Genomic DNA, 13,158 nt, shown 5'->3' with positions numbered 1-13,158 from the left:
ACCGGGTTCAGCGGGTGGCCGTGACGACCGTCATGCGGTCCGTCCACCAGTACTGGCAGTCCGCGGGCGGGACGAGCCCGTCCACGACCTCCACCGAGAACGAGCTGAAATACCGCAGCAGACTGCGCTGGTGGCGCCGGCTGAGCGAGTCACGCTCGTTGGTGTAGTAGGTGAACACCCCGCCGGGCCTCAGGTGGGCGGCAGCCTCGGAGAAGAACGCCTCGGCCACCGTGCTGTCCCGCAGGACGTACTGGTCGAACTCGTCCTCACTGGTGGGGAAGGCGTCCCAGAAGATCCCGTCGAAGTCGCCCAGGGTGGGCATGACGGACTGCCAGTTGCCCTGGATCAGCTCGATGTCGGAGTCCGGGCGCCGAGCGCGCCAGGCCTTGGCCACCTCCAGCACCTGGTCGTTGAACTCGACGATGGTGTGCGAGCGGACGCCCTGCTCCTCGATGAAGGTCGCGGAGAGGCCGAGGCCGAAGCCGATCTCCAGGATGTCGCCGTGGCCGGCGCCGACCCGTTCGGCCATCCGGCGCATCAGCGCGGCCTCCCAGTCCTGCATCACCTGCTGGCCCTCGATGATCAGCGAGCCGTCGTGGTAGTCGGCCTCGCTGTCGTGCCATTCGGCGTTGATCTCGCCGCGGGTGGTGCCGTCCACGAACTCCGGGGCGATCACGTCGAGGTGGCGCAACTGCTCGGCCAGCTCGTCCACGGCCCGGTGCACGACCCAGCGCTGCTGCTCGGCACGCGGGGCGGCGATGAACGAGCCGCGGTGCAGCCCCACTTCGATGGAGAAGTCCTTGTAGCGACGCAGCATGGTCAGTGCTCCGGATCTGTGGTGGTGGTCGGGGCGATGCCGGCGCGGGTGACGCGTTGCCAGGCGGCGGCGGCCAGTTCGGCCGGCGCGGCAGCGAGCAGGGCGGCGACCCGCTCCCTGGTCCGGTCGCCGGCGCCGGCGACGGGCGCCGCGAGGACGGCAACCTGGGCGACCCCGGGGTGGGCCTCCAGGGCGGCGACGACCTCGGCGGGTTCGACCCGGACACCGCGGATCTTGATCTGCTCATCGGCGCGGCCCCGGAACTCCACCTCGCCGTCGGGCCGCACCCGGGCCAGGTCACCGGTGCGGTAGAGCCTGGTGCCGGGAAGGTCGCCGGCGAAGCGGTTCTCCACGAACCGGCGCCGGGTCTCGCCGGCGTTGTCGAGGTAGCCGAGGCCGACGCAGTCGCCGGCCAAGTACAGCTCGCCGACCACGTTGACCGGGACGAGTTGGCGGCGTTCGTCCAGGACGACCGCGCCGGTGCCGTCGATCGGCCGGCCGATCAGCACCCGGCCCCGGTCACCGCCGGTGACCCGGTGGAACATCGAGCCGATGCTGGCCTCGGTCGGGCCGTACAGGTTGTACAGCCGGGCGGGCAGGCCGAGTTCCTCGAAGCGACGGGCCACGCCCCGGCCGAGTTCCTCGCCGCCGACGATGGCGACCCGCAGCGAACCCAGCGCCTCGACCGCCTCGGGGCGGCCGACCGCGTGCCGCACCAGGCCGTCCAGCATGGCCGGGACCAGGTCGATGGTGCGCACCCGGTGAGCGGCGATGACCTCCAGCAGCCGCTCCGGCGAGGCCTGGAGGGTCGGCCCGGACAGCACCGCACGTCCGCCGAGGGTGAGCGGCCACAGGTACTCCCACACGCAGCTGTCGTACACCGGCGGGGTGGTCTGCAGCACGGTGTCGGCCGCCTCGGCGCCGAACTCGCGGTTCATCCAGGCGATCCGGTTGGCGACGCCGAGGTGGTGGACCACCGCGCCCTTGGGGCGTCCGGTGGAACCCGAGGTGTAGATCGCGTACATCGGCCGGTCGCCGTGCTCCGGGGCGAGCTGCCACGGGGTCGGGGCGTGCTCGCCGACCGGCGCCGAGGGCGCCCGCACTGTCCGGACGGCCCGGACCGCGGACTGCGCCGCCTCGTCCGCGGCGACCACCGCGAGCGGGTTGCCCAGCTCGGCGAGGATGTCCGTGATGCGCTGGGCGGGCCAGTCCGGGTCGACCGGGACGAAGGCCGCGCCGAGGCTGTTGACCGCGACCATGGCGGCCAGCATCGCCGACCCACCGGGCAGCACCAGCGGGACGAACTCCGGCACCGGTCCGGCCGCGAGCAGCCGACCGCGGATGTCGTCGACCAGCGCCAGCAGATCCTGGTAGGTCAGGCTCGCGCCGTCGGCGACCACGGCGGTCCGCTCGGGGTACCGGCGGGCGGTCTCGGCGATCTGCAGGGCGAGCGGCGCGCGGGGCCCGGCGGCGGGCTCGCCGACGGTCAGCGCCCGGGCCCCGGCCGGAACGAAGGGGATGTCCTTGACCTTGAGGTCGGGGTCGGCGACGACCCGGTCGACCAGGGCGAGGAAGGTCTCGACCAGCCGGTCCGCGCTCTCCTCGTCGAACAGGTCGGCGGAGTACCAGAGCCGGCCCTCCATCCGTCCGTCGTACTCGCCGAGGATCAGCGTCAGGTCGAGCGTCGAGGTCCGGGCCGGCAGTTCCAGCGTGGTGACCCGGGTGCCCACCAGGTCGAGGTCGACCCGCTCCTCGTCCATCAGGAACATGGTGCGGAAGATCGGGTTCTCGCCGGGCGTGCCGGGCCGGCCGGTGGCCCGCGCGATCTCGTCCAGCGGCAGGTCGGCGGCCCCCTGCGCGGCCAGCGTGCTGTGGCTGAGCCGCTGGACGGCCTCGGCGAAGCGCGGGTTGTCGGTCAGGTCGGCCCGCACCGGCAGGGTGTTGACGAACAGTCCGATCAGCCGCTCCAACTCCTCCGAGCCGCGGTTGGCGGTGGGCACGCCGATCGCCAGGTCGTACTGGTCGGCGTGCCTGGCCAGGAACACCGCATACAGGGTGAGCAGGGCGTGGTAACGGGTGACGCCCTCGCGCTGGGCGAGCGCGGTGAGGGCCGCGGTCTGCCGCGGGCCGACGGTGAAGGCCCGGGCCCCGCCGGCACCGCTGGGCTCGCGCGGCGCCTCCCGGTCGGCCGGCAGCGGCAGGCTCTGCGGCAGCCCGTCCAGGTACTCGCGCCAGAAGCCGTGCAGGCCCTCGGCGTGTGCCCGGAACTCGGAGCCGGCCTGCCAGGCACTGAGATCGAGGTAGCGGGCGCCGAGCGGCGGCAGGGCCGGCTCGGCCCCGCGGGCGGTGGCCGCGTAGGCGGCGCCCAGCTCGGCGACGAACAGCCCCGAGGACCACTCGTCGAACGCGGAGTGGTGCACCGCGAAGGCCAACAGCCGGTTCCCGTCCGCGCAGTCCAGCAGCGCCGCGCGCAGCAGCGCGCCGGCGGCCAGATCGAACGGGCGGGCCACGAAGGCGGCCAACAGCCCGTCGGCGGCCCGCAGTTCCTCCGCCGAGGTGGCGGCGGTGACGGCGGTCTCGATCCGGACGGCGACCGGGCGGACGGACTGCACCAGGCGGCCGTCCTCGAACCGGATCGCGGTGCGCAGCGGCTCGTGCCGCTCCAGCACGGTGTGCAGCGCCCGCTCCAGGGCGCCGAGGTCGAGCGGGCCGGACACCTCGAAGACCAGCGGCAGGTTGTAGGCGGCTGACTCGGGGGCGAGGCGGTTCAGGAACCACATCCGCTCCTGACCGGACCAGGCCGGTCCCTGCTCGGCGCCGGTGCGCGGCAGTTCGCGCGGGGTGAGCACGACCGGGCCGGTCTGCCCGGTCACCGGGGCGTCGGCGGCGACCACGGCGGCCACCACCGCGGCCACGGTCGGCGCGGCGAAGAACTCGGCGAAGCCCAGCTCCACCCCGAGCCGGCTGCGCAGCCGGGTGACCAGCTGGGTGACCATCAGCGAGTTGCCGCCGAGGTCCAGGAAGCTGTCGTGCGGGCCGATCTCCTGCGCGCCGAGCAGCTCTTGCCACAGCGCAGTGACGGCCGCGACGGCGGCCGGGTGGCCGAGGTCCTCCGGCGCGGACCCGGCCGCGGCGCGGGCGGCGGCCGGGCGCAGGGTGCGCGGCTCGTCCGCGTCGTCGGTGTGAACGGTGTAGCGCTGTGGCTGCGCCGGGGCGGGCAGCCGCTCGGCGGTCGCGGCGGTGAGGGCGGCGACCAGCCGCTCGACCTCGCCGCCGGGGACGGTCGCGAACACCTCGGCGACCACGCGGTCCCGGCCGTCCGGGCCCGGCTCGGCCGCGACCACGGCCTTGGCCACGCCGGGCACGCCCAGTAGGACCAGCTCGACCTCGCGCGGCTGCACGGTGAAGCCGCGGACCTTCAACCGGTCGTCGATGCGGCCGGCGAAGCGGAAGCTGCCGTCGGTGAGGGCCACGGCGCGGTCGCCGGTGGCGTACATCCGGGCGCCGGGCTCCTCCGCGAACGGGTCGGGCCGGAACCGGGCGGCGGTGCGGGCGGGCTGGCCGGTGTAGCCGCGGGCGACGGCCAGGCCTCCGACGTACAGCTCGCCGGGCGCCCCCGGCGGGACCGGCCGCCGGTCGCCGTCCAGGACGTACGCTCGGACGCCGGGCAGCGGGGTGCCGATGACACCAGTGCCGATCGGATCGCCCGGGGCGATCGGGCCGGCCACGATCGAGGTGATCGCCTGCTCGGTGGAGCCGTACATGTTGTAGACCGCGCCGTACGGGCCGGCCACCGCGTGCCAGCGGGCGATCTCGTCGGAGCCGACCTCCTCGCTGCCGACCGCGACGACCCGCACGGTGGCGGGCGGCGGCGGGACGTCCCCGGCCTCGACGGCGGCGAGCCAGGTCGACCAGAAGGAGGTGGGCAGGTCGAGCGCGCTGACCCGGTGTTCGGCCAGGAAGGCGGTGAAGGCGGCGAGGTCAGCGCCGACGGCCGGGTCCATCAGGACCAGCGCTGCCCCGGCCACCCAGGCCGAGAACGCCTCCTCCAGGGTGATGTCCACGCCGAGCGTGGTGAACTGGAGCACCCGGTCGTCCTCGGTCAGCCCCCAGCGTGCGGCGATGCCCGCGCAGTTGTTGAGCAGCGCGGCGTGCTCGGTCAGCACGCCCTTGGGCCGACCGGTCGATCCGGAGGTGAAGACCACGTAGGCGAGATCGGCCGCGGAACCGTCCCGGCGCACGGCGGGCGCGGGCGGCTCGGCGACGGCGAGCACCTCGTCGACGTGGACGACGTCGGCAAGGCCGGCCGCGGCCGCCACGGCCGCGTGCGCCCCGTCGACGAACACCCGGGCCAGGCCGGACTCCTCGGCCACCTCGGCGATCCGCGCGGCGGGCCAGGCCGGGTCCAGCGGCACGTAGGCCGCGCCGCTGCCCAGCACTCCCAGCACCACGGCCAGGAAGCGCTGGTCACGGGCGCCCAGGTAGCCGACCCTGGCTTCCCGGCCGGCGGGCACGGCGGTGGCCACCCGGTCGGCCAGCAGGCCGAGTTGCTCGTACGACCAGTCGCCGTAGCTGCCGGTCACCGCGGGGGCGTGCGGCCGTTCGGCCCGTTGCGCCGCGAATGCCTCGATCACCGATGTCCAGTCTGTGGGCACCGCCACCGTCGTCTCCCCGTTCACCGTCGTCCCCGTGCTCGCCGTTCCAGTGGGCGCCGTGCCAGCGGCGGCCGTATCAGTGCTCATTGCCGTCCAGAATCTGTCGTGCGCCCGCGGCCCGGGCGGGCCAGCTGCGGCGCAGGTCCCGACTCACCGACATCCGCTTGAGCCAGCGGTCGCGGCCGTCGTAGTTCGCCCGGAAGGGCTTGCGCCCGTGCACGGCACGGTGGTTGTCCACGACCAGGATGTCGCCGGGCACCAGCACCACTTGCTGCAGCGCCGCCTCGACCACCGCGTAGAAGTCACGCAGGACCGCCGCCACCACCGGGTCGGCGGGCTGCTCCAGGAAGTACGGGTCCACGCAGACGAAGGGGTGGGCCCGGTCGCCGGTGAGCAGCGCGCGGGGCTTGACCGGTTCGGCGGCGTCAGCGTGCGACTCGTCCGGGCGGTGCCGGAACCGCTCCTCGAAGAGCAGGTCGTACTTCGGGTCCGACAGGTCCCAGTCGGCGGCGCAGCTGACCGTGGTGGCCGCCCGCTGCGGGTTGCGCAGGCACAGCAGCCCGACGTAGTCGGGGCGGTGGCTGTGGAACGCGTCCTCGGTGTGCCACCAGATCGGTTCCTGGCTGGCGAAGTTGATCTGGGTGTTCTCGAACTCGCGCATCGGCAGCACGTCGTGGATCATGGCGCCGCCCTGCTGGGTGTTCCAGCCGAACAGCTCTCCGAACACCGACCCCACCAGGGCGAGTTGGCTCTCGTACCGGTCGGTGCGGCGGACCGCCGCCGGGTCGCGCCAGGTGTCCGGGGTGTCGCCGAGCGCCTCGTCGTCCACCGGCAGGCCGGTGACCAGGGCGAAGGCGGTGTCCTCGCGCTGGCGCATGCCGGTCAGCGCAGCGCGCAGCCGGTGCGGCAGCTGCTGGGCCAGGACGGGCGCCTCGCGGAAGAAGGCGTGCGCCTGCGGCCCGATCGCGGCACCGGCGTGCGCGGCGGCCAGCTCGGCCAGCTGCCGGCGCTCCTCCGGCTCCAGGGCCAGGGTGAGGCCGGGGCTGAGGGGTCCGGCGCTGAGGGGTCCGGCGCTGAGGGATTCAGCCATCGAGCCCTCCGACGGTCTGGGCACGGCGGGCGGCGAGCGGGCGCAGGTCGGTCCAGTGCTCGGCAATGTACGCCAGGCACTCCTCCTCGCTCGCCGGCCGGCCGAGCACCGCCCATCCGAGCGGAGGCTGCCGGTCGGCAGGCCAGAGCGAGTACTGCTGCTGCTCGTTGACCACGACGGTGTGCGAGCCGGTCGCGGCGGGTGCTGAGCTCATGGGGTGGTTCTTCCTTCCGTGGGCGGCGCGGCTACTGCGCCGGGCCCAGCAGGTCGTCGAAGAGGTCGTCGAGGTGTTGGCGTGCGCGCTGCTCGGCCGTGGCGGCACCGGCCGCGTCCCCGTCCGAGGCGTCGGCGGCAGGGTCCGGGTGGGGGGCCGGAGCGACGTTGCGCACCAGTTCGGCCAGCCCGGCCACGGTGGGCCGCCCGTAGAAGTCGGCGAGCGGAAACTCGACGCGGTGGCGGGCCTGAACGGCCCACAGCAGCTTGGTGGCGAGCAGGGAGTGGCCGCCGAGCTGGAAGAAGTCGTCGTCGCGGCCGACCCGTTCGGCGCCGAGCAGGTCGGCGAGCTCGGCGGCGAGCTCCCGCTCCAGCGCGTCCCTCGGCTCGGCTTCCGGCCCGCTGCCAATCGTGAACTCTGGCGCGGGCAAGCGCCGTTGGTCGACCTTGCCGTTGACGGTGAGCGGGAAACGCTCGAGCGCAACGAACGCGGCCGGGACCATGTAGTCCGGCAGCCTGCGGCGCAGGAACTCCCGCAGCTCGGCCGGTCCGGGCGCCGGGCCGTCCTGCGGGACGACGTAGGCGACCAGGCGGCGCTCCGCCGAGCCCTGCCCCTCCACCTTGACGAAGGCCGAGCGCACCGCCGGGTGCGCGTCCAGGCCGGCCTGGACCTCGCCCAGCTCGACCCGGAAGCCGCGGATCTTGACCTGGCCGTCCGCGCGGCCGAGGAACTCCAACTCGCCGTCCGGCAGATGGCGGGCGATGTCGCCGGTCCGGTAGAGCCGGGCACCGGGCCGGTCGGAGTACGGGTCCGGCACGAAGGCGAGGGCGGTCAGCTCCGGCCGTCCCAGGTAGCCGTGGGCAAGCCCCGTGCCACCGATGTACACCTCGCCGCGCGCTCCCACCGGTACCGGCCGGCGCGCAGCGTCGAGCACGTACACCCGGGAGTTGGCGATCGGGCGCCCGATCGGCGCCCAGCCGGTCCACTCCGCGGGGTCGGCCGGCAGGTGGTGGGCGGTGGTGACGTGGGTCTCGGACGGACCGTACTCATTGTGCAGCCGGCCGTTCGGCAGGTCGGTGAACAGCTGACGCAGGTCCTCGGTGACCACCAGCTGCTCGGAACCCGCGATCACCGTCTCCAGCGTGTGCGGCAGCCGACCGCCCCGGCGGTAGCCCTCGGCCACCTGCTGGAGCGCCACGGCCGGGATGAACAGCCGCTGGACGCGGTGCCGGTTCAGCAGGTCGACCAGGCCGTGCACGTCGCGCCGCTCGTCCTCGGTGATCAGCACCAGGGTGCCGCCCGCGCCGAGGGTGGAGAAGATCTCCTGGAACGAGACGTCGAAGCTGAGCGAGGCGAACTGCAGGGTCCGGTGACCGGGCTGCCGGTGCCGGTAGCGGTCCAGCTGCCAGGCGACCAGGTTGCTGACCGCCCGGTGCGGCATCAGGATGCCCTTCGGGCGTCCGGTGGAACCGGAGGTGTACGTCACGTACGCGACCGACTCCGGGTCAGCGGGGACGGCCGGCCGGGCCGGACCGCCGGCTCCGGGTGCGGCGGGTAGCGCGCCGACGTCGATCAGCAGGGCGCCGGTCGCGGGCAGCCGGTCGGGCGTCCCCGCGGCGACCAGGACGACCGACGGAGCGGTGTCCTCCAGCAGCAGCGCGATCCGCTCCGACGGGTGACTCAGGTCCAGCGGCACGTACGCCGCACCGGTCCTGAGGGTACCCAGGACGGCGGCCAGCATCGCGACCGAGCGGGGCACCGCGATGCCGACGAACGCGCCCGCGCCCACGCCGGCCTCCGCCAGCGCTCGGGTCACCGCCTCGGCCCGCCGGTCGAGCTCGGCGTAGGAGACCCGCTCGTCACCGGCCTCGACCGCGATCGCGTCCGGCGTCCGGGCGGCCTGCCGCTCGAACCAGTGGTGGGCCAGCGGCTCGGCGCCCAGATCGGCGGCGGTGTCGTTCCAGGTCCGCAGGACCAGCTCGCGCTCGGCGGGGTCCAGCAGCTCGTGGTCGGTCAGCGGGCGGTCCGGGGCGTCGGCGAGCGAGCGGACCAGCCGGGCCAGCTGCCGGCCGAGCTGCTCCACCGTCGCGTCGTCGAACAGTGCGCCGTCGTACTCCAGGACGAGCTCGGTGTCGGCGGCCCGCCGGGCGGCGAACAGGGCCAGATCGAACTTGGCCCGGCCGCCCTCGGCCTCCAGGGGGGTGCAGACCGTCCCGGGCAGATCCAGCCCGGCGGCGCCGACCTCGTCGGCGGCGAACCACACCTGGAACAGCGGGTGCCGACCGCCGGAGCGGTCGGGTCGCAGTGCTTCCACCACCTCGTCGAAGGGCACCTCGGCCCGGTCGTACGCCTCGGCGACGACCGTTCGCATCCGGCCGAGCAGGGTCCGGAAGGTCGGCGTCCCGGTCAGGTCCGCGCGCAGCGCGAGGGTGTTGAGGAAGAAGCCGATCAGCTCGTGCGTCCAGGCCGGGCCGCGCTGGGCGTACGGCGTGCCGATCACCAGGTCGTCCTGCCCGCCGACCCGGTGCAGCAGGGCCGCCCAGGCGGCCAGCAGGACGGTGACCGAGGTGCAGCCCTCGGCGCGGCCGAGCTCCTCCAACCGGGCCAGGTCCGCCGGGTCGACCGGCACGGCGAGCTGGCGGGCCGGGCCGGGCCCGGACTCCTGCCCCGGGCGGGCGGGGAGGTTCACGGTGGTCGGCGCGCCCTCCAGCCGTTCGCGCCAGTGGGCGAGCTGCTCGGCACGGCCCTCGGTCGGCTCGTGCTGCCGGGCGGCCCAGTCGAGGTAGTGCGCCTTCGTCGGCCCGAGTTCCCCGCCACCGCCGGTGGCCCGGCGGTACAGCGCGGCCAGGTCGTGCTGGAGGACGCCGGAGGACCAATCGTCGAACAGGATGTGGTGGACGGTCAGGGTGAGCGTCCACCGCCGGGCACCGTGCGGGTCGCCGTGTCGGTGCAGGCGCAGCCGCACCGGCGGCTGCGCTCCGGCGAGGTCGAAGGGTTCGTCCGCCTCTGCCCTGACGGCCGCTTCGACCGCGGCCTCGCGTGCTCCCCCGGGGAGCGTGCCGTGGTCCACGATCTCGACGACGGGCGCCTCGGCGAGCACGGTCTGTCCGGGCTCGCCCTGGGCGTCCACCGTGATCCGGGTACGCAGCGCGGCGTGCCGCAGGCACAGCGCGCGCAGGCTCTCCAGCAACGCGGCCTCGTCGAGGTAGCCCTCGATCCGCCAGGCCATCGGCACGTTGTACTCGGCGCTGCCCGGGTGCAGCCGATCGAGAAGCCAGAGCCGCCGCTGACCCGGGGAGAGCGGCCCCTCGACGCGCGCGTCCGGACCTCCGGGGCCGGTCGGGGCAGGGGCGCGCAGGCCGCGCCGGGCCAGTAGTTCCTCGATCCGCCGCTCGCGGGAGCCGGTCACGCCCGCCCCGCAGCGGCGTGCGGGAGGGCGAGCAGGGCGTCGTCGGCGACCGTGCCGAGCGGAGTGAAGTCGCGGGAGGCGAGGAACTCCGGCCGGGGTGCGGGCACCTCGCCCAGCCGGTTGCGGACGCCGTTGTAGCTGATCAGCACCAGGGTGCGGTTGTTCGGCGACATGTTGGGCACCGATCCGTGCAGGATGTTGCTGTGGAACAGCAGAACGCTGCCCGACTCCCCCTTGGGCGCGACGATGCCGCGCTCGCGGGTGGCCCGGGCGAGGGTCTCGGCGGTCAGGGAGTACTTCATCTTCGCGGAGAGCGTCCGGCTCCAGTCCGCGTCCTCCTGCACGGTGGTCTCGTACACGCCCTCCCGGTGCGAGCCGGGAACCACCATGAGCGGGCCGTTGAACTCGTCGACCCGGTCCATGAAGACGGCCGCGCTCAGCGCGTGCGGCGCGGGCATGCCGTCCTCGTCGCGCCAGAAGCGGAAGTCCTGGTGCCACTCCCAGACCTCGCCGACCAGTGCCAGCTTGGCGTTGATCTTGAACTGGTGGACGTAGACCTCGTCGTCGAGCAACTGCCGGGCCGGCTCCACCAGCCGGGGCAGCCGGGCCAGCGCGCCGAACAGCGGGTGGGTCGCGTGCACGCCGTGCACCCCGCGCACCACACCGGTGCCGGCCTCCAGCACGCGGTGCGGGCCGAGTTCTGCGAATACCTCGGAAAGGCCGCCGCGAAGCGCCTCCAGCTCTGCAGAGTCGAAGACGTCAGGAATCAGGATGAACCCGTCCTCGCCGAATAGCCGGATTTGTTCTTCGGTCAGCATGTCGTCAATCAGTCCTCTCCGATGGGGCTGCGGCCAGGCCGATGTCCAAGGCATTCGACCGCCACCTTCACCCACCCCCGGGTCCCGGGCGAGTCACTGCAACTGGTGACTTGACATGCTCACCAGCTTGTGTTTTACGAGGGCCCGCGGGCCGCAGTTGACAGGGTGTAGCGATGTTCGCAGGATGCTCTCCGACCTGCCCCTCAAGCCTGTGACTCGACAAAACCCGGTGGTAGCCTGACGACTCGGCGGCGGGTGGGGCCCCTTGTGGTGAACGCCGGTCGCCGCGCAATGGTCGATAGTTCAGACGGGGGCGGTCATGGACCTGGATTACGTGAATGATTTCTCACCACGCGAGCGCGAGGTTCTGCATCAAATAGCCGGCGGCTGCACCTACGAGCAGGTCGCCCGCCGCCTCGGAATAAGTGTCCACACGGTCAACACCTACCTCCGCCGAATTCGGGCCAAGGCACCCGCCGGCACCCACGCCGACCTGGTCCGGCTGAGCCTGCGGGTCAACGGCCAAGCGGGCAAAGGGCAGGCGGGCAACGACTGGATCGACAAGGCGGTCGCGTGATGGTCGGGCAGCCGACGGGCAACCCCACCGTCAGCGCCGCCGAGGCGCTGGCCTACTACGCCAACGGCTGGTACGCCGGCGGCGACACCCGCAAGCCACAGGCACCCCTCGCGTGGGAGAACCCCGAGGCCCGCTGCATCATCGACGTCCGGGGCAGCACCTGGACCCGCTACCTGCGCCGGGCCCGCCGGAAGGTCGAGGCCGGCGGCTTCGAACTGCGCTGGAACACCGCCTTCGACGAGGTGCTCGCCTCCTGCGCGGTGGGTCGCAAACCCGGCGAGGGCACCTGGATCGACTCCTCGATGTCCACGCTCTACCGGGAGCTGCACCACGTAGGCGCCGCCCACTCCGCCGAGGCCTGGCTGGACAACCGACTCGTCGGCGGCGTCGTCGGCATGGGCATCGGCCGCTGGCTCTCCATGGAGACCACTTTCCACTCCGCCCCCGACGCCGGACACGCCGCCGTCGCAGCCATGGCGGAACTGATGGACCGCCGCGGCTGTCTACTCGTCGACGTCCAGCAACTCCACTCCTTCACCCGCAAGTTGGGTGGCGTCGAGATACCCCGCGACAGCTACCTGCGACTGCTACGGGCCGCCCTCGACCCCACCCTCGCCCCACCCCCGCCGGCGGCCAGCTCCCCGACCCTTATCCACGACGCCCCACCAGGAGCTACTCCTGGCCGGCCGCCAGGGCATCACGGAGGACCTGCTCAATAGGAGATCAAGAGCGGACGTGTTCGGTCACGTCCGCTGGAGTGGCGTATCGACGGCCACTCGGTCATTCGCTAACACGCCATGCGGTGAGGGATGTTGGGGTCCTGTCGAAGCCGGTTTCTCCCTCGATGAGGTGAACGCAGCAGCGGCCGAGGATCTCGGGTCCCATGTAGCGGCGCCGTTCAGCCCACTCGGCACTCTGCTCGGCGAGCAACGCGCCCACGAGCCGGATGACGGCCGTACGGTCGGGGAAGATACCGACCACGTCGGTGCGGCGGCGGATCTCCTTGTTCAGCCGGACGAATCAGGGTGGTCGACGCCACCCGCTTGTCCACTCCGACTACCACCGCCATAGCGGTGTGCGAGCGGGCCCCGGCGTCCGGAGCCCGCTCGCCGATGGTCGCTGGTCAGGGCCGGCGCCGGCAGCTCCGCTTGGCGGTGACGCCGTTCGGGCTGGAGAGCACTATGCCGAAGCCCTCGTCATCGACGCTGTACATGGCCATGGTCTCGGTTGCGCCCGCCTTGCGCTGCAGTAGGAGGCCTCTGCGTTGCCGTCGACAGCGGCACGCTGCCACTGGATCTCGCACTCCTGCAGCTGTCCTCGGTCGCGCAGCAACAGGCCCAGCGCGTACGGGACGTCCTCGTACCCAAGATCCGCAGCGCGGTGCAGCAGGCCCTCAGACTTCGCCTGACCCCCTTGCTGGGACCGCAGGAGGGCGACGCGAAACAGTGCATCCGCGTTCCCGGAGTCGGCTAGTGGGCGCCATATGGACTCGGCGACGTCGTCTTCTCCGAACGCTGCCGCGAGCACTCCCACGAGGTACAGATGGAAGTCGTGCCGGATGTACCTACGGACGATGTC

General features: G+C 73.2%; 8 protein-coding genes and 1 pseudogene. 2 read left to right on the top strand and 7 right to left on the bottom strand.

The features are described from left to right. Positions 1-7: 7 nt before the first annotated feature. The 6 genes from ACFXOZ_RS01985 to ACFXOZ_RS01960 form a co-directional block, all read right to left on the bottom strand. Positions 8-817, bottom strand: a complete 810-nt coding sequence (locus ACFXOZ_RS01985; protein WP_380586610.1) for a class I SAM-dependent methyltransferase — start codon at positions 815-817, stop codon at positions 8-10. Positions 818-819: 2 nt separating this feature from the next. Beyond that, on the bottom strand, positions 820-5,451 hold the full coding sequence (locus ACFXOZ_RS01980) for an amino acid adenylation domain-containing protein (RefSeq protein WP_380586607.1): 4,632 nt from the start codon (positions 5,449-5,451) through the stop codon (positions 820-822). Between the two features lie 97 nt (positions 5,452-5,548). Then, the gene (gene gntD, locus ACFXOZ_RS01975) at positions 5,549-6,562 is read right to left on the bottom strand and encodes a guanitoxin biosynthesis L-enduracididine beta-hydroxylase GntD (RefSeq protein WP_380586604.1); all 1,014 of its coding nucleotides are present in this window, start codon (positions 6,560-6,562) and stop codon (positions 5,549-5,551) included. Beyond that, the gene (locus ACFXOZ_RS01970) at positions 6,555-6,776 is read right to left on the bottom strand and encodes an MbtH family protein (RefSeq protein ID WP_380586601.1); all 222 of its coding nucleotides are present in this window, start codon (positions 6,774-6,776) and stop codon (positions 6,555-6,557) included. The genes gntD and ACFXOZ_RS01970 overlap by 8 nt, the downstream gene beginning before the upstream one ends. Positions 6,777-6,807: 31 nt before the next feature. Continuing rightward, the gene (locus tag ACFXOZ_RS01965; protein ID WP_380586598.1) at positions 6,808-10,185 is read right to left on the bottom strand and encodes an amino acid adenylation domain-containing protein; all 3,378 of its coding nucleotides are present in this window, start codon (positions 10,183-10,185) and stop codon (positions 6,808-6,810) included. Beyond that, a complete protein-coding gene (locus ACFXOZ_RS01960; RefSeq protein ID WP_380586595.1) occupies positions 10,182-11,003 on the bottom strand; it encodes a phytanoyl-CoA dioxygenase family protein in 822 nt (273 codons plus the stop codon). Before ACFXOZ_RS01960 ends, ACFXOZ_RS01965 begins: the two co-directional genes overlap by 4 nt. A 319-nt stretch (positions 11,004-11,322) precedes the next feature. Here ACFXOZ_RS01960 and ACFXOZ_RS01955 point away from each other — a divergent pair, with 319 nt between their 5' ends. Both ACFXOZ_RS01955 and ACFXOZ_RS01950 read left to right on the top strand, forming a co-directional pair. After that, positions 11,323-11,580: a helix-turn-helix transcriptional regulator gene (locus ACFXOZ_RS01955; protein ID WP_380586592.1), complete on the top strand. Its 258-nt coding sequence runs from the start codon at positions 11,323-11,325 to the stop codon at positions 11,578-11,580. Then, on the top strand, positions 11,580-12,299 hold the full coding sequence (locus tag ACFXOZ_RS01950; RefSeq protein ID WP_380586589.1) for a hypothetical protein: 720 nt from the start codon (positions 11,580-11,582) through the stop codon (positions 12,297-12,299). The genes ACFXOZ_RS01955 and ACFXOZ_RS01950 overlap by 1 nt, the downstream gene beginning before the upstream one ends. Positions 12,300-12,360: 61 nt before the next feature. On the opposite strand, the pseudogene ACFXOZ_RS01945 reads toward ACFXOZ_RS01950, so the two are convergent. Next, positions 12,361-12,594, bottom strand: a pseudogene (locus tag ACFXOZ_RS01945) (transposase); the annotation flags it as partial. Between the last annotated feature and the right edge of the window lie 564 nt (positions 12,595-13,158).

This window comes from Kitasatospora sp. NPDC059160, assembly GCF_042755465.1.
Classification (GTDB): domain Bacteria; phylum Actinomycetota; class Actinomycetes; order Streptomycetales; family Streptomycetaceae; genus Kitasatospora.
This window is presented reverse-complemented; position numbering and strand designations above follow the sequence as displayed.